Origin of the sequence: Streptomyces sp. NBC_00249 (genome assembly GCF_026342355.1) — a bacterium.
In the GTDB taxonomy this organism is placed as follows: Bacteria; Actinomycetota; Actinomycetes; order Streptomycetales; family Streptomycetaceae; genus Streptomyces.
In genome coordinates, this window is record NZ_JAPEMV010000002.1 from 508,571 (window position 1) to 531,461 (window position 22,891).

Here is a 22,891-nt window from a genome sequence, read left to right on the forward strand (position 1 = left end):
TTCACCTCGGCCGGTCGAGCCGTTGGATGAGCAGGTCGGCGAGGTCCTCCCGGGTGGGCGGGGCGGCGTAGTGGGTGAGGTAGATGGCGTTGAGCAGCTGGTCGGCGGCGACCAGCTCGGAGCGGGAGCGGCTGAGGAACTCGCGGATCAGGTCGGCCCCGAGCTGCGCGGCCTCCTCCCCCAGGTGGGCCCGGACCATGGTGGCGAGGCGTTTCTCCCCCGGCTGGCCCAGTTTGAGCTGGATGCACCGGCGCAGCAGGGCGGCGGGGAAGTCCCGTTCGCCGTTGCTGGTGAGGATGATGAAGGGGAACGCCCGGCAGCGCACCCGCCCGTCCCGGACCGTCACCTTGGCCCCGTCGTCGGTGAGGACCTGCACCTCGGGCTCGGAGTCGGCGACCCGTTCCAGCTCGGGCAGGGTGAACTCACCCTCCTCCAGGACGTTCAGCAGGTCGTTGGGCAGGTCGATGTCGCTCTTGTCGAGTTCGTCGACGAGCAGGACGCGCGGCCGTTCCGTGGGCAGCAGGGCCGTCCCGAGCGGGCCGAGCCGGATGTACTTGCCGATGCCGTGCGCCCCGGCGGGGCTGCCGCCGCCCGCGGAGATCTGCACGTCCTGGAGGCGGGCGAGGGCGTCGTAGCGGTAGAGGCCCTCCTGGAGCACGGTCCGCGAGACCACCGGCCAGCGCAGCACCCGGCCCAGTTTCAGTTCGTGCGCGACGGCGTGCGCGAGGGTGGACTTGCCGGTGCCCGGGTAGCCGGTGACGAGCAGGGGCCGGCGCAGGTAGAGGGCCGCGTTGACGGCCTCCAGCTCCTCCGGCTCGGGCCGGTGCAGTTCGGCGGCCTGCCGGTGGGCGCCGAGGCGGCGCGCCACGTTCCCGTCGGGGGCGGCGGCCGCCCCGCCCGGCTCGGCGACGGGTCCGCCGTCGAAGTCCCGCCAGGGCGGCGGATCGGGCAGTGCCGCGATCCCGTCGTGGGGTTCGCCCACGCCCCGGTAGATCAGCCATTCCTCGTTCACTCCCGGCCCCTCCCGTGAAGTACGCCCCGCCCGCCCGTTCCCCGGACCGGCGGGCCCGTCCGCCCCACCGCTCCCCCGGCCCCCGCCGTGGCGGCCCGCGCGCTCACAGGTCCCCCTGGAGCGGCTCGTCCTCCGGCAGCGCCCGCGCCGGGTCGTCCCATACGAGGGCCAGCCCGGCCGCCCAGTAGGCGTCGGGGTCCGCGCCGTGGGCCCGGCCGCGCAGCGCCTGGAAGCGCAGCGGCAGCACCGCGCCCCGGCCCGCCCCGGCCAGTTCCTCCCGCAGCCCCCGGTGGAAGGGGGCGCAGGACACCTCCGGGCCGGGCGGGGGCCGCCGGCCCACGAGCACCCCGTAGCCGACGTCCCGTACGGAGTGCAGCGCGCCCAGCGTCGGTTCGGCGGCCGCCGCCCGGCAGAGCACCGGCACGGTGTTGCCCGCCAGCCCGGCCAGCCAGCCCGGCGAGGGGCTGCGCGGGCGGCCCCGCGCGCAGTCGGCCCGCTGGTCCAGCAGGGGGCCCGCCTGCACCCGCGCCCACCGTCCGGCGGCGGCCGGGCCCCCGGCCCCGTCGGGGTGGCGCAGCACCACGGGCCGCTGCACCCCGACCGGGACCCCGCCCGACACCGTCCATTCGTCGACGGGGAGCCCGAACAGCTCCGGCTGGACGGCCACTTCGAGGAGTGCGGCCGCCTCGTGGGTGTCGCACCGCCGGAAGCCTTCGGCGAGCGGGGCCCGCAGCGCCTCGGGGAGGGCCGCCGGGGCGACCCGTACGCCCGCGGCGACCGGGGTGACGCGCTCGGGGCGGGCGGGGCCGGCCAGGACCGAGACCCGCCAGTCGTAGACGTCCTCCCAGCCGTGCGCCCACACCTCCAGGAGCACCGAGGGCCCCGTCGGGAGCCCCCCGGCGCCCCTGCCGCGGCCGCGCGCGCCCTGCCCGGTGTGGGTGCGGCGGCGGCGTTCGCGCTCCGCGAGGCCCTGGTCGCGGAGCTCGCCCAGCTCCCGGCGCAGCGGGCGCCAGAGCCGCTCCGCGGTGCTGCGTACCCAGTCCCACAGCTCGTCGTCGGCGCCGGGCGCGGGCGGCTCGCGGTGGTCGGCGACGCTGACTCCGGTCGCGTAGCGGAGCATCGCGGCGGCCTCGCCGCCCGCGCCCGGGGCGTCGTGCAGCAGGCCGAGGCCGTCGCGCCAGCTGAGGGGGGCGGGCAGGGCGCTGTCCGGTTCCTCGCCGCGGGCCTGTTCGGCGAGGTCCCGGACGGCCTCCGAGGAGCCGGGGGGCGGCAGTTCGGCGAGCAGCCCGCACAGGGTGGTGCGTTCGCCGGGGGTGAGGCGGACCCGGCCGCCGTAGGCGGGGCGGCCGCCGTACCCGGACCGGTCGGCGGCGGCGAGTTCCTCGTGGACGTCGGTCCAGGTGCGGCGGCTGTCGAGGTCGCTCAGGTGGCGGTCGTAGTGGTAGAGGTCGTGGGCCTGCATGACCCTGCGGTAGAGCCCGGTCTGCCCGGTCGCGGCCAGCGGCAGGGTGCGCAGCTGGGCCACGGACACGGCGAGCCCTCCCCCGCCGCCGGGCCGCCGGGCCTTGACCACGCCGACGACCTCTCCGCGGGCCAGGTCCACGACGGGCCCGCCGGACATGCCGGCCTCGATCTCGTCGTCGTCGCCGAGGCGGATGGCTGCGCCGTTCGCGGCGATGCCGCGCAGCCGGGTGGTGCGGCCGGTGATCTCGCGGATGCCGAGTTCCTCGGTGCAGCCGAAGTACGCGGCCTCCTCCAGCCGGGGCCCGGGGCGGTCGGTGAGCCACACGCAGGCGTGCGAGACGGGTGCCAGGACCCGGACCAGGGCGAGGTCGGGCAGGTCCCACAGCGCGCGCCGGCCGGGCCGGCGTTCCTCCAGCCGCTCGGGCAGCACGCATTCCACCCGCCCGGCGACCGTCCCGGCGGTGCCGTCGGGCCCGGCCTGGAAGGTGATGCCGATCTCACGCCCTGCCAGACGCATCGCGGCACCCCCTTCGCCGACCACGTGCGCACACGTCAGGACCCAGCCGGGGGCGATGAAGAAGCCGCTGCCCCAGGTGGGTCCGGACCAGTCGTTGCCGGGGTTGTCATACCCGCCCCGGGGCGCGTGGACGCGTACCGTGGCGGCCCGGACCAGGGGCTCCAGGAGCTCGAAGGCGCGCGAGGAGCCGGCCGTGCGCCCATCAGGCATCCCGTGCCCCCCGCCCACCGTCAGGCCCGCTCACCCCATCGAGGGCGTCCAGGCTAGCCCCGGGGCGCAGGTGAAGGGAGGGTGGCGGCGGGACCCGGATTATCCTGGCGGGAAACACCCCCATCACGACACGGCACGGAGCCCGACTTGTACTTCACCGATCGCGGCATCGAGGAGCTGGAGAAGCGGCGCGGCGAGGAGGAGGTCACCTTCGAGTGGCTCGCCGAGCAGCTGCGCACGTTCGTCGACCTGAACCCGGACTTCGAGGTCCCGGTGGAGCGCCTGGCCACCTGGCTGGCCCGCCTCGACGACGAGGACGAGGACGACGAGTAGCCCCCACCCCGCACGGACCAGCAGGGTCCGCGCGGCGCGTACGACAGAGGGGCCCGACCGTTTCCGTGGTCGGGCCCCTCTGTCGTGCCGCGCTGCTGGCCGGAAGAGGTGGGTACGCCCCGGCCGGAGGAGGGCCGACCGGGGCCACGGTGCTGCGGCTCAGCAGACCGGGTGCTGCCAGCGCAGCTCTGGGGAGTTCGCGAGACAGTACGTGTGACCCCGCTCGGTCACGCGGAGGCGGACCTCAGTGATGCCCGGCCGTCCCATGTCGTCCCATCCGAGGAGGGCCCGTTCGATGTCGTCCCACAGGCGGACCGGGCCACCCTGCCGTACGCCCCACTCGTCGCCGTCCTGGACGAGCTCGGCGAAGCTCTCACGGCTCGGGTCGAAGAGGTAGACCCGGGCCCTGCCATCAGTGGCCCGGACCCGCACGACCTGCGCCGCCGGAGCTGCCAGCTGCGCCAGGAAGGCCGGCATCGGCTCGTCGAGGTCGGTCGGGGGGACGAGGGCCCGCCGCTCGCTGTCGGCGTACGCCACGCGGGAGGACAGGTCTCCGGCGACCGGCGTGACGGCCTGAGAGCGCGCCTGCATGAAGCTGGCGTGCGAGACGAAGCGCCCTTCGGCCGTGCCGTCCTCGCGCACACTGACCTTGGCGAGGCCGGTCCCGGTGGTCAGCGACCCGATGGTGGCCAGGATGATGCCGCCGGGGCGGGTCTGCCGGACCCACGTGTAGGGGATGCGCCGGACGCCGCAGGTGGCAATCGTCCGGTCGTACGGCGCGCGGCGGGGCAGGCCGAGGAGTCCGTCCCCCGTGACGGTCCAGGTGGAGAAGCCGACAGCCTCCAGGGCCGCGTCGGCGCGGGCGGCGACTCCCGGGTCGACTTCGATCGTGGTGACGTTGTCCTCGCCCAGGCGGTGGCACATCAGGGCCGTGGAGTAGCCGGTCCCGGTGCCGATCTCCTTCACCTTGTGCCCGTCCTCGACCTCCAGCTCCTCGTTCATCTCCAGCACCAGCCGCGGATCCGTGGAGGACGACGTCGGGATGCCGGGAACCGGGCCCGGGGCCTGGTCGGCGGTGAGGTGATTGTCGAGCTGCGTGACGAGGGACTCGTCGGAGTACGCGATCTCGGTCCACTCCGCCGGTTCCGTGCCGGCCGCGGTCACGGGCTGCCAGAGCCCGTTTCCCGCGGGCAGGAAGACGCCCGGGTTCAGGAACAGTTCGCGGGGGACAGCTTCGACGGCCTTCCGCCACGCAAGGGTACGGATGGATCCTGCGGCTTCGAGGCGGTCGGCGAGGGCCTGCCGCTCGGCACTGGTGTCGGTCAAGGGGTTCCTCCTTGGGCGAGCAGGTCAGCGAAGGCGGCCGCCATGGGGAGCTCGGTCTGCTCCGCCAGCCAGCCCCATTGACCGTTGGGGTTCAGTTCCAGGAGCCAGTGCGCTCCGTCGCGGTCGACCGCGAGGTCAAAGCTTCCGGAGGCGAGGCCGAAGGCGTCGAGGAAGGCCAGTAACGCCGCTTCCAAGGAGGTCGGCAGAGTGACGGCCGAGTACGTCAGGGCAGAGTAGTCCCGCCGCCAGTCCAGGAGATCGGACTCGATGCGTACGGCGAAGACTCGGCGACCGACGATCAGGACACGGACGTCACACACCTTGTCGACGCGGACTTGGAAGAGGTGCGGGACGACTCGAACCCGGTCGTCGATCTCGTCTGCGGTCACCGGCTCCGCCCACGACACCACCGGCACGCCGTCCCGCTGGTAGGGCGTTGCCCGCAACGTCTTGTGGATCACCACGGGCTGGGCTGCGACGAACTCGCGCGCCTCGGTGGGGTCATTGGTGATGAGGGTGGGCGGCACAGCGAGGCCGAGACGTTGGGCGAGGGCCAGCTGATGGGGCTTGTAGTCGGCTTCGGCACTCCGCAGGGGGTGGTTCACCCACAGCGGGTCATCGAGGGCGTGCAGGACGCCGCCGAGTCCGTATCGCGTCTGTGCGGCGGCGAACCGGGCGTCGTCGGGGCTCAGGTGGGGGAAGGCCGGCCAGGTCGGCCGGCGCCAGTACACGGCTCGCACGTCATCCAAACGGGCAGTTCTCGACGGGGTGAGCAGCCGCCCGGCCGCGTGGGCCGGGCGGATGCCGTACCGAGCCGAGACCGTCAGGCCGTCGCCGATGTCGGCGGGGTTGAACCTGACCACCGGCACACCTCGCCGGTTGAGTTCGGTGATGACCATGTCGGCGGTGACGTCGTCCGCCTCGGTGGCCACCAGGACGGGCCTCTCCTCGGTCGTACGCATCAGTCCTGCTGGTCGTCCTGGTCGCTGCCCTGGTCGCTGGTTCCCGGCCCTCCGTCGGGGCTGGTCTGAGTCGTGGTTCCCGTGGCGCTGCTGGTGCCGTGCTGGCCCATCTCGACCACCTGGCCGTTCCGGTCGCGGAAGACCCCGAGCTGGGTGACGGGGTCGACGGTGACGGAGGCGTGCGGGACCTGGACGATGGTGGCGTAGGGGGCGAGGCGGCTGCTTCCCCACGGGGGGACGGGCGCAAGAGACGTGATGGACATGGGAATCCGATCGGTAGGTGAACCCGGGCCCGGACGGGACCGGGGAGCAGGCAGGCCACACCCGGCGCACGGGGTGTACGCACGCGCACAGAGCCCGTCCGGGTGGACCCCGGACACCTTGATCGGCATGGCCGGGTGGCCCGTCATCGGGCGGCCTCGGCGGCCTCGGCGAGCCGCGCCTCGCCGACGCGGACCAGCAGCCGGACGGCAGCGGTACGGCAGAAGTAGGCACCGGGAGCCGGGGACGAGGCCCAATAGAGGTGCCGGTGCGCGGCGGCCCGTTCCCGGCCGAGGTCGGGCACCCCGAGGTGCGTGCCGTGACCGAGGCACTCCACGGTGCTCCGGGGGCTCCAGCGCTGCGCCGTTCCGTGCTCGACGAGGGCGTAACGGTTGCGCCCGCGCGCGTCGTGGATGACGGGCCCCTCCAGGGCCACCGCGAGGACGAGGTCCACGACGTCGTCCCGGGCGCTCTGGGTGGCCGCGTGGGCGAGCCCGTCGGGGATCCGGACCGCCTCGAAGCGGACCCCCAGCGGCAGCACGGCGACTCCCCGCTCCCGCCACTCTGCGTGCGCCACCTCCGGATCGGAGAGACACCGCGCGTACCAGTCGGCCGTTTTCCTGCAGGACACGGCGGCTCCCTACCGTCGTCAGCGAGTGGTGGGACGACGGTAGGGGCGGGCGCACGACGGCAGGGGCACGGATTGTGCCCCCTTGTTCTCAGGCCGTCAGCAGGCCTAGACGCTGGGCCAGTTCGGAGGCTCGGCGACGCCGGGCCGGAACCTTCGACTCGGCTTCCTCCAGGACGATCCGCTTCGCGTAGCCGTTGTACTGGACCGTCTCCGGTGCCGTCTCGTGGGCTTGCGCGACCGTCGCGAGGGCGACGTCGGGCTGGCCGTCGAGGTGGTAGCCACGGGCCTGCTCGATCCGATGGCGAGCCCGGCGCGGCCGGGACGGGATCGCCTCGGCCTCCGCGCGGGCCGCCTGCCGCGCGGACTCCCCACCCGCATGGAGCTCCACCGCGACGGTTACCGCGTGCGCGCCGATCACCGCCCGCGAGAAGCTCGTGACGGGGTGGAAGTAGCCGGCGGGCAAGGTCTCGGCCAGCCGGCGGGCCTCGTCCCAGTACCGCCAAGCCGTGCCGGTCTCGGCGCGGCGCGCGGCGGTCAGTCCCGCCTCGACCGTCAGCGCGCCGACCACCGCCCGGACGTCCTCTCCTGCGTCCGGCAGGAGCGGCTCCAGGTAGCGCAGAGCCTCCATCGTGATGGCGTCCGCCGCGTCCAGCCGGGCACTGTCGCGGTGGGCCTGCGTGGTCAGCCACGCGGCCAGCCCGATGGCGTGGGGGTCCTCGGAGTCCTGGGCGGCCATCATGCCGCGCTCGGCGACCCGCCACACGAGCGGGGCGTCCGGCTGGTAGGCGCAGAAGAACTGGGCCAGGAAGTATGTTTCCGCCAGTCGGGCCTGGGCCGCCTTGCGGTCCGCAAGCGTGGCGGCCTGCCGGACGGCGGCCTGAGCGTCCCGGATCAGTTCCGGCAACAGCGCACCCACCACCTCGCGATGGTTGGGGGCCGAATGCCGGGCCGACCAGGCGCGGGCCAGCCTGGCCGACAGGTGCGCGGCAGGCGGTGCGTCGCGGTCGGAGCCGAGGGGGAGCTCGTTGACGGCCTCTCGCACGGCGGCGAACCGCGCATGCCCAGGGCCGGCGAACAGGGCGGTGTGCATGGACTGGTCCCCCGTGAGTTCCGAAAGGTCCCGCACGCGCAGCACCTCGGCGATCCGCAGGATGAGTGACAGGGGAGGAGTCTTCAGCCGGCCCGTTTCGACGGCCTTGACCCACGATCCGGATCGGCCGGTGAGGCCGCCGAGTTGGTCGCGGGTGATGCCTCGGCGGGTGCGGAGGATCTGCATCCTCTGGCCGAAGGCCAGGGAATCTCTGTAGGGGTCCGGGGAAGCGTCAGGTGACATAAGGCCTTGCCCTCCTACCGTACGGCTCGACACCGACAGGGTATGAGGCGCGACCGATTCCATGTCATCGAGAAGGCACATCCCGCCTCCCGGACGGCTCCCGGATGATCTCGTGAGAGCCCAACGGCCCGGCCGCATGATGCGGTCGGGCCGTTGTCATGTGCGCTCTGACCAGCAGCGCAGGAAGATCTCTCGGGCGCCCAAGATCAGGCGGCCTTGGTCTCCCAGAAGATGCGGTCGATCTCGGCGATGAGCTCCAGCGCCTTCGCGCCGGTCGCCGGGTCGTTCGACGCCTTGGCGGCCGAGAGGGCCTTCAGGGTGTCGTTGACCAGGGTGTGGAGCTGGGGGTACTTCTCGAAGTGCGGGGGCTTGAAGTAGTCGCTCCACAGCACCGACACGTGGTGCTTCGCGAGCTCGGCGCGCTGCTCCTTGATGGTGATGGCGCGCGCGCGGAAGTCCGCGTCGTCGTTGGCCTGGTACTTCTCCTGGACGGCCTTGACGGACTCGGCCTCGATACGGGCCTGGGCCGGGTCGTACACGCCGCAGGGCAGGTCGCAGTGGGCGGAGACCTTCACCTTGGGGGCGAAGAAGCGGGAAAGCATTGGAGTGGGTCCTCCTCGTGATCGTCTTCTCAAGAGGGGAGATTACTCGCTGAGAATCCGGAAATCGCGGGCGCCCCCATGCGCTTAGGACAAAAGTCCAGGGTCGGTCGAGGCGTGGTGAGCGAACGTACGGACCCGTACGGCAGCATGCGGGGAGGGACGAGGAGGGCCGACATGGCGGAGAAGACGGCGGACGGCGGGCACCCGAAGGTGCGCATCGGGATCACCGAGGTGACGGGACCGTCGATGGTGCCGACGCTGCTGCACGGGGACCTGCTGCTGGTCCGTTACGGGGCGGTGGTCCGGCCGGGTGACGTGGCCGTGTTCCGGCATCCCTTCCAGCAGGACCTGCTGGTGGTCAAGCGGGCGGTGGAGCGCCGCCCGGGCGGCTGGTGGATGCTCGGCGACAACCCGTTCAACGAGACCGGCGACAGCACCGTCTACGGGGCGGTCCCCGGGGATCTGGTGCTGGCGACGGCCCTGCTGCGGCTGCGGCCGCGGCCGGCCGGTCAGCGCTCGCTGAGGGCGTGGCTGTCCTGGGCGGTGTCGGCGGTGCGGCCGCTGCGGGCGGACTCCTCGGCCTCCAGGCGCTTGCGGGCGCGGTAGGCGGCGACGTTGGCGCGGGTGGCGCAGCGGTCGGAGCAGTAGCGCCGGGAGCGGTTGGTGGAGGTGTCGAGGTAGGCGTTGCGGCAGGGCGGGGCCTGGCAGAGGCCGAGCCGGTCGGGTCCGTGTTCGGTGAGGTGGAAGGCCAGTCCGAAGGAGGCGATGGCCGCGTAGCCGGCGGAGGCGTTGGAGGGGTGGTCGGCGAGGTGGATGTGCCAGTCGGGGCGGCCGTCCTCACCGATCAGTTCGTGTCCGGAGACCTGCGGGCTGACGGGGAACTCCATGAGCAGGGAGTTCAGCAGGTCGACGGCGAGGACGTGGTCGCCGCTGTCGGCGGCCTCGAAGACGGAGCGCAGCCGGCCGCGGACGTTGCGGAAGCGGGTGACGTCGGTGTCGGTGACCCGGCGGGCCAGCTGCACGCTGGCCCCGAAGAGGGCGCGGACGTCGTCCACCGAGGTGAGCGAGTCCTTGCCGCGGGCCGGCTCCTCGGTGTTGACCAGGCGCACGGCATGATCCGAGTAATGGGCCAGTTCCACTTGTAGTCCTTACGGCTGCGGATTATTGTCTGCGGTAGCCGCGGTAACGGCTGATACGTCTTCGAGGGTATTACGTGTGGAGGGGTTCGGGATGACGGATGCGGTGACCGGCTCGATCGGTACGGACTGGCAGGCCTGGCAGGAGAGCTGGGACCGGCAGCAGGAGCTGTACATGCCCGACCGCGAGGAGCGGTTCCGGGTGATGCTGGACATGGTCGAAGCGCTGGTCGGCCCCACCCCCCGGGTGCTGGATCTCGCGTGCGGTACGGGAAGTATCACGGACCGGCTCCTCAAGAGGTTCCCGGAGGCCACCAGTACCGGACTCGACCTCGACCCGGCGCTGCTGACCATCGCCCGGGGCCACTTCGCCGGGGACGGCCGGGTCACCTTCGTCACCGCCGACCTGAAGGACCCCGACTGGCGCGCGGCCCTCCCGTACGACTCCTACGACGCGGTGCTCACCGCGACCGCCCTGCACTGGCTCCACAGCAAGGACCTGGCCGTCCTGTACGGGCAGATCGCGCCCCTGGTCCGCCCGGGCGGGGTGTTCATGAACGCCGACCACATGCCCGACCCCACCACCCCCCGCATCGACGCCGCCGACCGCGCCCAGCGGCACGCCGCCATGGACCGCACCCAGGCCTCCGGGGTGCCGGACTGGCGCCAGTGGTGGGCCCTGGCCGCCGCCGAGCCGGCGCTGGCCGAGCCGACGAAGGCCCGCTTCGAGATCTACGGCGAGCACGCCGACGGCGACACCCCCGACGAGGCCTGGCACGCCCGCACCCTGCGCGAGGCCGGCTTCGGCGAGGCCCGCACGGTCTGGCGCTCCCCCTCGGACGCGCTGGTCCTAGGCCTGAAGTAGGAAATCCGGCCGGACGTGCGGGAGGGGCGGTACGGGAACCCGTACCGCCCCTCCGCGCTCACGCTCCCGGTGCTACAGCACCTTGGACAGGAACGCCTTCGTCCGGTCGTGCTGGGGGTTGCCCAGGACGTCGCGCGGGTTGCCCGACTCGACGACCACACCGCCGTCCATGAAGACGAGGTTGTCGCCGACCTCGCGGGCGAAGCCCATCTCGTGCGTGACGACGATCATCGTCATGCCCGATTCGGCCAGGTCGCGCATGACGTCGAGGACGTCACCGACCAGCTCCGGGTCCAGCGCCGAGGTGGGCTCGTCGAAGAGCATCAGCTTCGGCTCCATGGCCAGCGCGCGGGCGATCGCCACGCGCTGCTGCTGGCCGCCGGAGAGCTGCGAGGGGTAGTTCCCGCCCTTGTCGCCGAGGCCGACGCGGTCGAGCAGCTTGACGGCGCGCGCCCGCGCCACCGCCTTGCTCTCGCCCTTGACCATGACCGGGGCTTCCATGACGTTCTCTATGGCCGTCATGTGCGGGAACAGGTTGAAGCGCTGGAAGACCATGCCGATGTCCCGGCGCTGGGCCGCGACCTCGCTGTCCTTCAGCTCGTAGAGCTTGTCGCCCTTCTGCTTGTAGCCCACCAGCTGGCCGTCGACCGAGAGCCGGCCGGCGTTGATGCGCTCCAGGTGGTTGATGCACCGCAGGAAGGTCGACTTGCCGGAGCCGGACGGGCCGACCAGGCAGAAGACCTCACGGGGGGCGACCTCCAGGTCGATCCCGCGGAGGATGTGGGCGGCGCCGTACGACTTGTGGACGCCTTCTGCCTTGACCATCGGCTGGGCGGTCACTTCGCCACCTCCGTACGGCGGAACATGTTCAGGTTTGCCTTGAGCCGCTCGAAGGGCGTCGGCGGCAGGCTGCGCAGCGAGCCGCGGGCGTAGCGGCGCTCCAGGTAGTACTGGCCGACGCTGAAGATGCTGGTCAGCGTCAGGTACCAGATGGACGCCACGAAGAGCATCTCCATGATGGCCCCGGCCGTGGTGCCGATGTTGGAGCTGGCCCGCAGGAGTTCGGGGTACTGCACCGCCGAGACCAGGGAGGAGGTCTTCAGCATGTTGATGAACTCGTTGCCCGTGGGCGGGATGATCACGCGCATCGCCTGCGGGAGCACCACGCGGCGCATGGTCTGCATCCGGGTCATGCCGAGCGCGTGCGAGGCCTCGCTCTGGCCCTCGTCGACGGACTGGATGCCGGAGCGGACGATCTCCGCCATGTAGGCGCCCTCGTTCAGGCCGAGGCCCAGCAGGGCGACCATGAACGGCGTCAGGACGTCGACGGTCTCGTTCTTGTAGATCGGCCCCAGGTTGATGTACTGGAAGATCAGCGACAGGTTGAACCACACCAGCAGCTGGACGTAGACCGGGGTACCGCGGAAGAACCAGATGTAGAGCCAGGACACGAAGCTCGTGACCGGGTTCTTCGACAGGCGCATCACCGCGAAGAGGATGCCGAGCACGAGGCCCAGCGCCATCGACGAGACGCTGATGATGACGGTGTTGCCGAGGCCGCTGAGGACCGAGGGATCGAACAGCTTGTCGCCGACCGTCGCCCAGATGATCTTGCCCTGGGAGAAGGCGTAGACGAGCCACGCGAGCAGTACGGCGACGACCACAGCGCTGATCCAGCGGCCGTAGTGCCGTACGGGGATTGCCTTGATGGCCTCGTAGGGGTTGGTGCCCGAGGCGCCGGGTCCGGCCGGCGGAGTCGCGGCCGAACCCTTGTCGATCTTGTCAGTCACAATGACTGCCCTTCAGTGGAGCGCTCGGTCTTACTTGCCCGCGTTGACGGTGGCGGACTGCACGGCGCTGTCCTTGACGTTCCACTTCTCCAGGACCTTGGCGTAGGAGCCGTCCTTGATGATGGCGTCGAGCGCTTCCTTCAGGGCGTCGCGCAGCTGGGTGTTCTCCTTGGAGACGGCGATGCCGAAGAGGCCGACGTCGGCCTGCTGGCCGCCGACCTCGAAGTCGTTGCCGCCGCCCGAGGTCTTCGCCGTGTAGGCGGTGACCGGGAAGTCGTTCAGGTCGGCCACGGCGCCGCCGGCCTTGACGCGGGTCTGCGCCTCGGCGTCGGTGTCGAAGGCCTCGATGGTGAGCTTCTTGTCACCGCACTTCTCGGCCTGCGCCTTGAAGGTGTCCTCGTACGTGGTGCCGCGCTGGACGGCGACCGTCTTGCCGCACAGGTCGTCGAGGGACTTGATGTTGTCCGGGTTGCCCTTCTTCACCAGCAGCGAGACGCCGGAGGAGAAGTAGTCGACGAAGTCGACGCCCTTGCCGATCTTGGCGCCCTTGTCGTCCAGGCCTTCCTGGCGCTTCTTGTTGTCGGTGATCGAGGACATCGCGATGTCCTGACGGCCGGTCTCCAGGGAGGTGATGAGGCCGTCGAAGGTGCCGGAGGTGAACTGGAACTTCACACCGAGCTGCTTGCCGAGCGCCTCGGCGATGTCGGGGTCGACACCGACGATCTTGCCGCCGTCGACGAACTCCATCGGCGCGTAGGCCGTGTCGGAGCCGACCTTGACGACCCCGGCGTCCTGGATCTTCTTCGGGAGCTTCGAGAACAGCGGGGCGCTGTTGTCGCTCTTGCCCGAGGGGGTCGAGGAGCCCCCGTCGGTCTGGTCGCCACACGCGGTGAGGATCAGGGCGCCGGCGACCGCGATCGCGCCGACCGCGGCGATCCGGGGCCGGGCGGCGGTCGTACGACGGGTGGTGCTTGCGGTCATGAGCTGGTTCCTCCGACAGGGGTGGAAAAGCATCCGAGAGAGGTCGGGCACGCACCATCGAGTGTCGCGACCTTGTGTGATTACGGCATCTTGCCATTCGGACTGACGCATTCAGGCTGCCCATCAGGTCAAAATCAGATAACGGGCGCCCCCGACTACCCAACAGGACTGCGGGCAAGGCCCCTCGGAGCCGCACAAAAGCCTGTGACCTGCCCTTTTCGGCTCACTATTTGCGGCGCGTCTCGCCAGCTGGACAGAGAGGTTTGGACTTTTAGCCAAAAACGGGACAAGCAGCCTATGGTCGAGCAGGAATCGACTCGTCTGGGTGAGCGTTCTTCCGGTAGAACAGATCCTTACACCCCTCATCCGGGGCTCAGGGCGCGCGTGCGGCGCGCCCGCGCGTACGAACCTCCCCTTCGCGGAGACGGGCCAACCGTCGATGCGGAGTACGGACGCGGTGCCCGCCCACCCCTTAACCAGGAGTGGCCACCCTCAATGAATCAAAGGACCTAAGGGGTCACACAAAGTGGCAGCGGAGATCGTCAACCCTCGCAGTGACAGTGCGACGGACAACAACCCCGATGCGGTGTTCGCGCTGCACCGGGGCGGCAAGATGGCCATCGTGGCCACGGTGCCGGTGAACGACAAGGACGACCTGTCCCTGGCGTACACCCCCGGCGTGGCGAAGGTGTGCACCGCCATCGCCGAGCAGCCCGAGCTCGTGAACGAGTACACCTGGAAGTCGAACGTGGTCGCCGTCGTCACCGACGGTACGGCCGTGCTCGGACTCGGTGACATCGGTCCCGAGGCCTCCCTCCCCGTGATGGAGGGCAAGGCGATTCTTTTCAAGCAGTTCGGCGGCGTGGACGCGGTTCCGATCGCGCTCGCGACCAAGGACACGGACGAGATCATCGAGACGGTGATCCGTCTCGCGCCGTCCTTCGGCGGGGTCAACCTGGAGGACATCTCCGCGCCCCGCTGCTTCGAGATCGAGCGCCGCCTCCAGGAGGCGCTGGACATCCCGATCTTCCACGACGACCAGCACGGCACCGCCATCGTGACGCTGGCCGCCCTGCGCAACGCCGCGAAGCTCACCGGCCGCACCCTGGCCGACCTGCGCGCCGTGATCTCGGGCGCCGGTGCCGCGGGCATCGCCATCGCCAAGATCCTCGTGGACGCGGGCATCGGCGACGTGTGCGTCACCGACCGCAAGGGCGTCGTCTCGGCGGACCGCTCCGACCTGACGGACGTCAAGGCGGAGATCGCGGGCCTGACCAACAAGACGGGCCAGACCGGCACGCTGGAGCAGGCCCTCGTGGGCGCGGACGTCTTCATCGGCGTCTCCGGCGGTACGGTTCCCGAGGCCGCGGTGGCGACGATGGCGAAGGACTGCTTCGTCTTCGCCATGGCCAACCCGAACCCGGAGGTCCACCCGGACGTCGCGCACAAGTACGCGGCGGTCGTGGCCACGGGCCGCTCGGACTTCCCGAACCAGATCAACAACGTGCTGGCGTTCCCGGGCATCTTCGCGGGTGCCCTGAAGGTCCGCGCGACCCGGATCACCGAGGGCATGAAGATCGCCGCCGCCGACGCCATCGCCGGCGTCGTGGGTGACGAGCTCGCCGCCGACTACGTGATCCCGTCGCCGTTCGACGAGCGCGTCGCCACGGCGGTCACCGCCGCGGTCGCCGCGGCCGCGAAGGCCGACGGCGTGGCCCGCCTGGCCTGACGGCTGCGCTGAGCTGTGCGGAGAGTGGCCCGGCAGGAGCAATCCGGCCGGGCCTCTTCGCGTCCGCGCCCCGATTCAGCCTCGCCGGCGATTGAGGCGCGGGGTCTGGGGCAGAGCCCCAGGAGCCCCGCGAGGGCCGGGCCGTTCACCCCCGGCCAGGGGTGGAAACCCTGCCTACCGAGCGGTAGCGTCGCGGCATGTTCGCTGCCTACGCCGCCCGAATCGACCGAGACCAGCCGCTGAACGGCCTAGTGCTGGGCGACCGCCCGGCGCCCGTGGCCCGCCCCGGCTGGGTGACCGTCAACGTCCGAGCCGCCTCCCTCAACCACCACGACCTGTGGTCGCTGCGCGGGGTGGGCCTCGGCGAGGACAAACTCCCCATGATCCTCGGCTGCGACGCCGCCGGGACCGACCAGGACGGCAACGAGGTCGTCCTGCACTCCGTGATCGGCCAGAGCGGCCACGGCGTCGGGCCCGACGAGCCCCGCTCGATCCTGACCGAGCGCTACCAGGGCACCTTCGCCGAGCAGGTGACCGTCCCCGCCTGGAACGTGCTGCGCAAGCCCGCCGAGCTGTCCTTCGAGGAGGCCGCCTGCCTGCCGACGGCCTGGCTCACCGCCTACCGGATGCTGTTCACCAACGCCGGGGTGCGCCCCGGGGACTCGGTGCTCGTACAGGGCGCGGGCGGCGGGGTCGCCACCGCCGCGATCGTCCTGGGCAAGGCGGCGGGCCTGCGGGTCTTCGCCACGAGCCGTGACGAGGCCAAGCGCAAGCGGGCCGTCGAGCTGGGCGCGCTGGAGGCGTACGAGCCGGGCGCGCGGCTGCCGCAGCGGGTGGACGCCGTCATCGAGACGGTGGGCGCGGCCACCTGGTCGCACTCGGTGAAGTCCCTGCGGCCGGGCGGGACCCTGGTCATCTCGGGGGCGACGAGCGGCGACCGGCCGGCGCACGCCGAGCTGACCCGGATCTTCTTCCTGGAGCTGAAGGTGGTCGGCTCCACCATGGGCTCGAAGGACGAGCTGGAGGCCCTCCTCGCCTTCTGCGCGGCCACCGGGGTCCGGCCCGTGATCGACGAGGTGCTGCCGCTGGACCGGGCGCGCGAGGGCTTCGAGAAGCTCCAGTCCGGAGACCTGTTCGGCAAGGTCGTCCTCACCGTCTGAGCACACCCGCTTGTCAATCCGGGTTGACACCCCTCCCGCGTCAACCTAGATTGACACGCATGACCGAAGCCACCGATCTCGCCGCACAGGCCGGAGACCAGGACCCTCGCGTGGGCCTGCGTTCCGTCGCCGCCCTCCGGCGGCTGCTGGAGCAGCTGGAGGCCGTACAGGTACGCAGTGCCCGCGCGCAGGGCTGGTCCTGGCAGGAGATCGCGGCCGAGCTGGGCGTCAGCCGGCAGGCCGTGCACAAGAAGTACGGGAGGCTCTGATGTTCGAACGCTTCACCCGCGAAGCCCGCGCCACGGTGACGGGCGCGGCTGCCGAGGCCCGGCGGACCGGCGCCACCACCGTCGCCGAGGAGCACCTGCTGCTCTCGCTGCTGGCCCTCGACGCCCTGGACCCCCTCGGCGTCGACCGGACGGCGGTGGCCGCGGACCTCGAGGCGACCCGCCGCCGGGGCGGGATGTCCCGGGCCGACGAGGAGGCCCTCGCCGGCCTCGGGATCGACCTCGGCGAGATCGTCGCGCGGGTCGAGGAGACCCACGGCGCGGGCGCCCTGTCCGCCCCGGAGCCCCGGCGCCGGACCCTGGGCGGCTCGCTGCGCTCGGCGCTCGGCCGGCCGGACCCGGACCCGGACCAGCGGCACGTCCCGTTCTCCCCGGGTGCGAAGAAGGTCCTGGAGCAGGCCCTGCGCATCTCGCTCGGCCGCAAGGACCGGAACATCTCCACCCTGCACCTGCTGCTGGCCCTGCTGTCCCGGCCGGGCACGGTCTCCGAGGTCCTCGCGGACCACGGGGTCACGTACGCGACGGCCGAGACGGGCCTCGCGGCCTGAGCTCCCCCGGGCTAGGCCCCCGGCCGCAGTCCCGCCTCGATGCGGGCGGCGGCCGCCGCCAGGTGGGCGCGGGCCTCGGCCAGCTGGGCCGGGGTCACGCCGTGGTCGCGGGCCGCGTCGCGGACGTCGTCCCGGAAGCGGTCGAGCAGCCGGTCCAGGTCCCGCGCCGGGTCGGCGGAGGGCGCCAGGTCCTCGGCCCATGCCGAGCCCGAGGGTCCCGGGGCGCTCGGCGCGTCGGCGGCGCCGGGAGCGGTGGCCGCGCCGCCCCCGCCCAGCCAGGCGCCGGCCAGGCTGCCGAGGACCCCGCCCGACTTGGTGAACTGCTCCTGGAGCTGGGCCGCGATGCGCTGGACCTCCTCGCGGGCCCGTTCCTGGGCCTCCTTGGCCTGGCGGCGGGCCTGCTGGGCCTCCTCGCGGGCCCGGCGGCTCTCGTCCTTCGCCCGGCGCGCCTGTTCCTTCCACTCCTGCCTGGCCTTGCGGAACTCCTCCTTGGTCGCCTTCCAGGCGTCCTCCTCGAAGGGGGTGGCCGTCGCGGAGGCCGCGGCCCGCATCTCGCGGCGCAGGTCCCCGGCCGCGCCCCGGACGTCGTCGCGGATCTCGGCGGCCAGCTCGGAGACCGAATCGCGGATCTCCAGCTCCAGGTCGGCCAGTTCACCGCCGCGGTCGGCCAGTTCGGACCGGCCCGCGTCGGTGATCGAGTACACCTTGCGCCCGCCTTCGGTGGCGTACGTGACGAGCCCCTCGGCCTCCAGCTTGGCGAGCCGGGGGTACACGGTGCCCGCGGAGGGCGCGTAGAGGCCCTGGAAACGCTCCTCCAGGAGGCGGATCACCTCGTAGCCGTGGCGCGGCGCCTCGTCCAGCAGCTTGAGGAGGTAGAGGCGGAGGCGGCCGTGGGCGAAGACGGGCGGCATGTCAGAGCACCTTCTTGTCGAGCTGGAGCGGGGCGGCGGCCGGGGCGTCGGCGTCGGCCTGGGGGCGGCGCAGGAGGGCGATGGCCCCGGAGACCGTGGTGGCCCGCAGGGTGCCGGCGCCGGTGCCGAGGGTGCCGGTGATCCGCTTGGCGCCCAGCTGGCCGGAGACGCGCAGGTCCTCGAAGCCGTTGGAGACGCTGCCGGTGGCGGTGTTGGCCTCGACCTTCGCGTCGGCGGGGTGCGGGAGGCGGATCGCGACCTGCCCGGAGACCGAGTTGAGGACGATGTCCACCGGCGCGGGCGCCTGCGGGTCGGGGGCGAGGTCGATGAGCATGTCCCCGCTGACCGAGTCGGCCCGTACGCTGCCGCCCGAGCCGTCGACGACCGTCAGACCGCCGGAGACGGAGTGGAAACCGAACTCACCGGTGACGGACTGGGCCTCGACGCTGCCGGAGACGGTGTGCGCCTTCGTCCGGCCGGAGAGCCCGACGAGGGTGGCGTCGCCCGAGACGCCGTTGACGTCGGTGCCGCCGGAGATGCCGGAGACGAAGGCGGTGGCGCCGACGGCGGCCAGCTGGACGCGGGTGGCGGCCGGGACGGTGAGGGTGACGCTCGCGCTGCGCTCCCAGGCCTTGCGGCCGCCCTCGGAGGCGCCGGACCAGGCCTTCCAGGGCTTGCCCTCGAACCACTTCTTGAAGCCCTGGGAGCCGTTCCAGGGCAGGTCCTCGTAGGACAGGGTGAGGACGCCGTCCTCCTGGACCACGTGCAGCGGGGGGCCGTCGACCTCGGCGACCTCCAGGCGGGCCGGGCCGTCCTCCGCCGCGACCACGTTGACGGTGCCGCCGACGATGCGGACGCGCAGGTCGGTCACCGGGTGCTCGAAGGTGAGCTTCTGCGGTGCGGCGACGGACCACGTCATCTGCTCTGCCATGGTGCTGCTCCTCCTCGTGGGCTGACGCACGCAACATATCGCGTCTTCTTCAGAACACGATATATCGCGGTCGGAGGAAGTCAAGCAGCTCCGCCGATATCCGAAAATCCTCCTTTTGGGGCGATTCACCTGGGCGCGTGGCTGACCCCGGGCGAGCCGGCCGACCGGCTCCGGGAGGCGGCCCGAGCGGCCCCGCGCGCGGAGACGGTGGAGTGGTCCGGGTGGCGCGACGCGGTACGGGCCGAGCCGGGCGTGGTGGAGGAGGGCCCGTTCGGCCCCTGGGTGCGCGGCCCGAAGGCCCGGCGGCCGGGGCCCTCCTGACGGCCGACGGCGCCCTGCCCCTGGCCTACGACCGGGCCCGCGCCCGGGGCCGGCCCGTCCGGGCCGTCGCGCGGCGGGGCCTCGGGAAGCGCTCTCAGGCCGCCAGGAGCGGGCTCGCGTGGTGGTGGAGCCAGGCCCGGTAGGGCGGGGTGCCCAGGGCGGCTTCGCGGTAGGCCGCGCGGAGGTCCTCGTAGACCTCCGCGTGCGCGCCCGGGCGGGTCGCCAGCAGGAGCCGGACGGCGAGGGGGTCGCCCGACAGCGGCCGGATCGCCATGTCCTCGCGGGGCCCGGAGGTGGGCTGGCAGGGGGCCACCGCCTCGCCGGAGACGATCAGCGAGGTGGCGGTGTGGTAGTCGGCGTGCAGGACGGGCGGGTCGAGTCCGGCGCCGGCGAAGACCCGCCGCAGGCCGTCCCACTCGCCGTCGACCGAGGGGTCCACCGTCCAGCGGTCCCCGGCCAGGTCCTGTAACTCCACGACCGGCGAACGCGCGGCCGGATGGTCGCGCGCCATGGAGACGAACTGCGGTTCGCGCTCCATCAGCACCCGCAGCTGCAGCCCCTCGGGCACCCGCAGCGGGCTGCCCTCCACCTCGTGCACGAAGGCCACGTCGAGCGCTCCGGCGGCCACCATCCGCAGCAGGGCGTTGGCCGACACGTCCACCACCAGCGAGGTCTCCGTCTCCGGGGCCCGCCGGTGCAGCCGCCGCAGCCAGCCCGGCAGGGCCCGGCTGGCGGTGGAGCCGATCCGCAGCCTCGGCCCGCGGGCGGCCGCGCGGGCCTCGGCGACCAGTGCCGCCATCTCGGCGAGCAGCGGCCGGGCCCGGCCGAGCACCGTACGCCCGAAGGGGGTCGGGCGGCAGCCGGTGCGTTCGCGCAGGAACAGCTCACCGTCCAGGGCCCGTTCGATGCGGCGCAGCTGGGTCGTCAGGGAGGGCTGGCTCACGCCGAGTTGCCGCGCCGCCTTGTGCAGGCTGCCGGCGTCGGCGATGGCGCACAGCGCGCGCAGGTGCCTCACCTCGAGCTCCATGCCCTGAGGGTAGGTCGGTTGCGGTGGACCGCACCAGTCGCCGATAGCCCCCCGAATCCCGCCATTCTCACGCTAGTTGACCAAGGTAAATCTCTCCGAAACCCACCGATAGGGCGGTGTTATCGGGCTCTGACATCATCCCCGCGGCCCGTCGGCTCCCGCAGACTCCGGTACCGGACGACCCATCCACCCCCCACCGCACCGGATGAGTAGGAGCCCCCCACATGAGCCCCTCCCGTAAGCCCGTACTCGCTGCCCTCGTCGGCCTGGGCATCGCCGCCGCCCTCGGCGGCGTGGTCCCCACGGCGAGCGCCGCCACCGCCCCGGCCTCCGGCCCGGCGAGCTACGCCGCGTACGAGGGTTCCCAGGAGAACCAGGCCGCCAACAAGGCCTTCTTCGAGGCCGTTCAGCGTTCGGTCGCCGAGCAGCGCGCGGCGAACCCCGCGATCCAGGTGGTCACCGTCACCTACAACACCCGCAACGCGCCCAGTTTCCGCAGCCAGATAGCCAGTTCCACGCAGATCTGGAACAGCTCGGTCTCCAACGTGAAGCTCCAGGAGGTGTCCTCCGGCGGGAACTTCTCCTACCGCGAGGGCAACGACTCGCGCGGCTCGTACGCGAGCACGGACGGCCACGGCCGGGGCTACATCTTCCTGGACTACCGGCAGAACCAGCAGTACAACTCCACCCGCGTGACGGCCCACGAGACGGGGCACGTGCTGGGTCTGCCGGACCACTACTCGGGCCCGTGCAGCGAGCTGATGTCGGGCGGCGGTCCGGGCACCTCGTGCACCAACGCCTACCCGAACAGCACCGAGCGTTCGCGCGTGAACCAGCTGTGGGCCAACGGGCTGGTCGCCTCCGGCCTCGGTTCCAAGAGCTAGCCTCCGTCACCCTTCGCCGGAGTCACCCTCCGGGGGATCCGTACCGCGGGCATTCCGGGTTCCGGCAGGGACCCGGATGCCACTCCGGGACGAAGATCCCGAGGGACTTGCGCCTGCGGAGGACTGTCTCCACGGGGCTCCCGCAGGCTGGGCACGTCCGCTGCTCGTGCCCGGCCTGCGGAGCTACCGTCTCGTGCGCGTGCTGTTCACCGGCCATACCTCCACGGTAGGCCGGTTTCGCGCATGTGGCGGGTCAGCGCGGGCCGGCGGTCAGCGCTTGACGTCGTAGGACGTGAATACCTGGCCGCCGCCGAGGACGGTGCAGCCCGTCAGCTCCAGCGGGCGCACCCCGAAGCCGGCGCGGGACATCGGCATGCCGGTCCCGACGACCACCGGGTAGGTCTTGACGATGTACTCGTCGATCTCGTCCACCAGCTGGGCCGCGAGGTCGGCGCCGCCGCAGAGCCAGATGCCGAGCCCCTCGCGCGCCTTGAGCGCCCGCACCTCGGCCGCGACGTCCCCGGAGATCAGCCGGACCTGGGGGTCGGGCGATTCGGCGAGGGAGCGCGAGACGACGTACTGCTCGCGCATGTGGCCGTAGGGGCTGGTCAGGCCCGCCTTGAGGCCGGGCTCGTAGGTGCCGCGGCCCATGAGGACCGTGTCGAAGCGCCGGGGCGGCGCGTCCTCGATGCCGAAGTGGGTGCGGCCCGGGCCGGACATCGTCTCCGGGTACTCGGCCTTCAGGTGCTCGATGAACTCGGCGTCGAGGTACTGGTAGATGAAGTCCGCGTCTCCGTCGGGGGCTCCGATGAACCCGTCGACGGTGGTCGCGATGAAGTACGTGAGCTTGCGCAAGCGAGTCTCTTCCGTCAGGCAGTGCCGCCGCTCCGGGGCACGTCGATGAAAGTACTTCACCTGAAGTACTTTGCCAAGCCCCTTCCGGCGATTTCCCCGGTCTTTCCCCTCAGCCGCGCGGCTTGCGCCACATCGGCCACATCAGGGGCCCGTCCGGCAGCCGCACCGGCACCCCGGTGAAGGCGAAGCCGAGGCGCTCGTAGAGCCGCTTGCTGCGCTCGCTGCTCGCCTCCAGGTACGCCGGTACGCCGTCCCGGTCGCAGCGCTCCAGCACCGGCCGGATCAGCTCCGTCCCCAGCCCCCGGCCCTGACTGCCCGGGGCGACGGCGATCATCAGCAGGTACTCGTGCTCCTCGGCCGTCGGGTGCAGCTCCCCGGTGAGCCGGCCGACCAGCTCGCACCGCTCGTTGTCCGGATCGGCCTCCGCGCGCATCCGCGCCGGGACCTCGTCCTCCCCCTCGGGCTCGCCGGCCGGGATCCGCAGCCACAGCGCGGCGGCCGAGCCGTCCGCCGTACGGTCGATCCGGCCCTCGGCCAGTGCCACGTCCACGAACACCCCGAGGAACCTGCCGTGCACGGCGGCGCGGTGCTCCGGATCGGGGAAGACCCAGCCGCTCACGGGGTCGTCGTGGAAGGCCTCGTCCAGCAGCTCCGCGACCTCGTCCCGCTCGGACCGCTCCGCCCGGCGTATCTCCAGCACCACGGGTCACACCCTTCACTCGGTCTCAACAGCCCGAAGTGATCCTAGAGTTGAGTGCTCCGCGCGGACAGCAGGTGTTGCGCCGACGGCGAAGGCCTGTTCCCGCACCTCCCGG

Annotated in this window: 25 protein-coding genes; 8 read left to right on the plus strand and 17 right to left on the minus strand. The window is 72.1% G+C overall.

What is annotated here, in order from left to right; all coding sequences use genetic code 11:
- Position 1 precedes the first annotated feature (1 nt).
- Positions 2–1,012: a MoxR family ATPase gene (locus OOK31_RS11075; protein ID WP_267012266.1), complete on the minus strand. Its 1,011-nt coding sequence runs from the start codon at positions 1,010–1,012 to the stop codon at positions 2–4.
- Between the two features lie 103 nt (positions 1,013–1,115).
- Positions 1,116–3,203, minus strand: coding sequence for a trypsin-like peptidase domain-containing protein (locus OOK31_RS11080; protein ID WP_267012267.1), 2,088 nt, complete (start codon positions 3,201–3,203; stop codon positions 1,116–1,118).
- A gap of 147 nt (positions 3,204–3,350) precedes the next feature.
- On the opposite strand from OOK31_RS11080, the gene OOK31_RS11085 reads away from it, so the two are divergent.
- Positions 3,351–3,536: a DUF6104 family protein gene (locus OOK31_RS11085; RefSeq protein ID WP_007266501.1), complete on the plus strand. Its 186-nt coding sequence runs from the start codon at positions 3,351–3,353 to the stop codon at positions 3,534–3,536.
- A gap of 159 nt (positions 3,537–3,695) precedes the next feature.
- On the opposite strand, the gene tgmC is transcribed toward OOK31_RS11085, so the two are convergent.
- From tgmC to sodN, 6 genes are all read right to left on the minus strand, one after another.
- A complete protein-coding gene (tgmC, locus tag OOK31_RS11090; RefSeq protein ID WP_267012268.1) occupies positions 3,696–4,862 on the minus strand; it encodes an ATP-grasp peptide maturase system methyltransferase in 1,167 nt (388 codons plus the stop codon).
- A complete protein-coding gene (gene tgmB, locus OOK31_RS11095) occupies positions 4,859–5,824 on the minus strand; it encodes an ATP-grasp ribosomal peptide maturase (RefSeq protein WP_267012269.1) in 966 nt (321 codons plus the stop codon). Before tgmB ends, tgmC begins: the two co-directional genes overlap by 4 nt.
- Positions 5,824–6,087: a putative ATP-grasp-modified RiPP gene (tgmA, locus tag OOK31_RS11100; protein ID WP_267012270.1), complete on the minus strand. Its 264-nt coding sequence runs from the start codon at positions 6,085–6,087 to the stop codon at positions 5,824–5,826. The genes tgmB and tgmA overlap by 1 nt, the downstream gene beginning before the upstream one ends.
- Positions 6,088–6,230: 143 nt before the next feature.
- A complete protein-coding gene (locus OOK31_RS11105) occupies positions 6,231–6,716 on the minus strand; it encodes a hypothetical protein (protein WP_267012271.1) in 486 nt (161 codons plus the stop codon).
- 88 nt (positions 6,717–6,804) lie between these two features.
- Positions 6,805–8,049 carry a helix-turn-helix domain-containing protein gene (locus tag OOK31_RS11110; RefSeq protein WP_267012272.1) on the minus strand — a complete coding sequence of 415 codons (1,245 nt, stop codon included), beginning with the start codon at positions 8,047–8,049 and terminating at the stop codon, positions 6,805–6,807.
- Between the two features lie 206 nt (positions 8,050–8,255).
- Entirely contained in the window at positions 8,256–8,651 is a 396-nt protein-coding gene (gene sodN, locus OOK31_RS11115; RefSeq protein ID WP_267012273.1) for a superoxide dismutase, Ni, read from the minus strand.
- A gap of 174 nt (positions 8,652–8,825) precedes the next feature.
- Between sodN and sodX the strand changes: the two genes are divergently transcribed.
- Positions 8,826–9,257: a nickel-type superoxide dismutase maturation protease gene (gene sodX, locus OOK31_RS11120; RefSeq protein ID WP_267012274.1), complete on the plus strand. Its 432-nt coding sequence runs from the start codon at positions 8,826–8,828 to the stop codon at positions 9,255–9,257.
- Here sodX and OOK31_RS11125 read toward each other — a convergent pair.
- Positions 9,161–9,790: a CGNR zinc finger domain-containing protein gene (locus tag OOK31_RS11125; RefSeq protein ID WP_267012275.1), complete on the minus strand. Its 630-nt coding sequence runs from the start codon at positions 9,788–9,790 to the stop codon at positions 9,161–9,163. The genes sodX and OOK31_RS11125 overlap by 97 nt on opposite strands.
- A 91-nt stretch (positions 9,791–9,881) precedes the next feature.
- Between OOK31_RS11125 and OOK31_RS11130 the strand changes: the two genes are divergently transcribed.
- Positions 9,882–10,652 carry a trans-aconitate 2-methyltransferase gene (locus OOK31_RS11130; protein WP_267012276.1) on the plus strand — a complete coding sequence of 257 codons (771 nt, stop codon included), beginning with the start codon at positions 9,882–9,884 and terminating at the stop codon, positions 10,650–10,652.
- A 72-nt stretch (positions 10,653–10,724) separates the two neighbouring features.
- Here the strand turns inward: OOK31_RS11130 and OOK31_RS11135 are convergent, their stop codons facing one another.
- Genes OOK31_RS11135 through OOK31_RS11145 form a run of 3 tightly spaced genes read right to left on the minus strand, consistent with a single transcriptional unit; the run spans position 10,725 to position 13,423 of the window.
- Entirely contained in the window at positions 10,725–11,477 is a 753-nt protein-coding gene (locus tag OOK31_RS11135) for an amino acid ABC transporter ATP-binding protein (RefSeq protein ID WP_267012846.1), read from the minus strand.
- 11 nt (positions 11,478–11,488) lie between these two features.
- Positions 11,489–12,442 carry an amino acid ABC transporter permease gene (locus OOK31_RS11140; protein WP_267012277.1) on the minus strand — a complete coding sequence of 318 codons (954 nt, stop codon included), beginning with the start codon at positions 12,440–12,442 and terminating at the stop codon, positions 11,489–11,491.
- 30 nt (positions 12,443–12,472) lie between these two features.
- Complete coding sequence (locus OOK31_RS11145; RefSeq protein WP_267012278.1) at positions 12,473–13,423, minus strand: ABC transporter substrate-binding protein; 951 nt, start codon at positions 13,421–13,423, stop codon at positions 12,473–12,475.
- Positions 13,424–13,949: 526 nt separating this feature from the next.
- Here OOK31_RS11145 and OOK31_RS11150 point away from each other — a divergent pair.
- From OOK31_RS11150 to OOK31_RS11165, 4 genes are all read left to right on the plus strand, one after another.
- A complete protein-coding gene (locus tag OOK31_RS11150; RefSeq protein ID WP_267012279.1) occupies positions 13,950–15,152 on the plus strand; it encodes an NADP-dependent malic enzyme in 1,203 nt (400 codons plus the stop codon).
- Between the two features lie 197 nt (positions 15,153–15,349).
- Positions 15,350–16,312 (plus strand): zinc-binding dehydrogenase, encoded by a 963-nt coding sequence (locus OOK31_RS11155; RefSeq protein WP_267012280.1) that lies wholly within the window; start codon positions 15,350–15,352, stop codon positions 16,310–16,312.
- Positions 16,313–16,371: 59 nt separating this feature from the next.
- Positions 16,372–16,581, plus strand: a complete 210-nt coding sequence (locus OOK31_RS11160; protein ID WP_267012281.1) for a helix-turn-helix domain-containing protein — start codon at positions 16,372–16,374, stop codon at positions 16,579–16,581.
- Positions 16,581–17,147 (plus strand): Clp protease N-terminal domain-containing protein, encoded by a 567-nt coding sequence (locus tag OOK31_RS11165; RefSeq protein WP_267012282.1) that lies wholly within the window; start codon positions 16,581–16,583, stop codon positions 17,145–17,147. The genes OOK31_RS11160 and OOK31_RS11165 overlap by 1 nt, the downstream gene beginning before the upstream one ends.
- Positions 17,148–17,158: 11 nt before the next feature.
- Here the strand turns inward: OOK31_RS11165 and OOK31_RS11170 are convergent, their stop codons facing one another.
- The 3 genes from OOK31_RS11170 to OOK31_RS11185 all read right to left on the minus strand — a co-directional run bounded on the left by OOK31_RS11170 (position 17,159) and on the right by OOK31_RS11185 (position 20,337).
- Positions 17,159–18,058 (minus strand): helix-turn-helix transcriptional regulator, encoded by a 900-nt coding sequence (locus OOK31_RS11170; protein WP_267012283.1) that lies wholly within the window; start codon positions 18,056–18,058, stop codon positions 17,159–17,161.
- A 1-nt stretch (position 18,059) separates the two neighbouring features.
- Positions 18,060–18,989: a DUF4097 family beta strand repeat-containing protein gene (locus OOK31_RS11175; RefSeq protein WP_267012284.1), complete on the minus strand. Its 930-nt coding sequence runs from the start codon at positions 18,987–18,989 to the stop codon at positions 18,060–18,062.
- 415 nt (positions 18,990–19,404) lie between these two features.
- Positions 19,405–20,337: a LysR family transcriptional regulator gene (locus OOK31_RS11185; RefSeq protein ID WP_267012285.1), complete on the minus strand. Its 933-nt coding sequence runs from the start codon at positions 20,335–20,337 to the stop codon at positions 19,405–19,407.
- A gap of 224 nt (positions 20,338–20,561) precedes the next feature.
- Here OOK31_RS11185 and snpA point away from each other — a divergent pair, with 224 nt between their 5' ends.
- A complete protein-coding gene (gene snpA / locus OOK31_RS11190; protein ID WP_267012286.1) occupies positions 20,562–21,221 on the plus strand; it encodes a snapalysin in 660 nt (219 codons plus the stop codon).
- Positions 21,222–21,491: 270 nt separating this feature from the next.
- Here snpA and OOK31_RS11195 read toward each other — a convergent pair whose 3' ends face one another.
- Both OOK31_RS11195 and OOK31_RS11200 read right to left on the minus strand, forming a co-directional pair.
- Positions 21,492–22,076, minus strand: coding sequence for a dihydrofolate reductase family protein (locus OOK31_RS11195; RefSeq protein WP_267012287.1), 585 nt, complete (start codon positions 22,074–22,076; stop codon positions 21,492–21,494).
- Positions 22,077–22,185: 109 nt separating this feature from the next.
- Complete coding sequence (locus OOK31_RS11200) at positions 22,186–22,779, minus strand: GNAT family N-acetyltransferase (RefSeq protein WP_267012288.1); 594 nt, start codon at positions 22,777–22,779, stop codon at positions 22,186–22,188.
- Positions 22,780–22,891 lie beyond the last annotated feature (112 nt).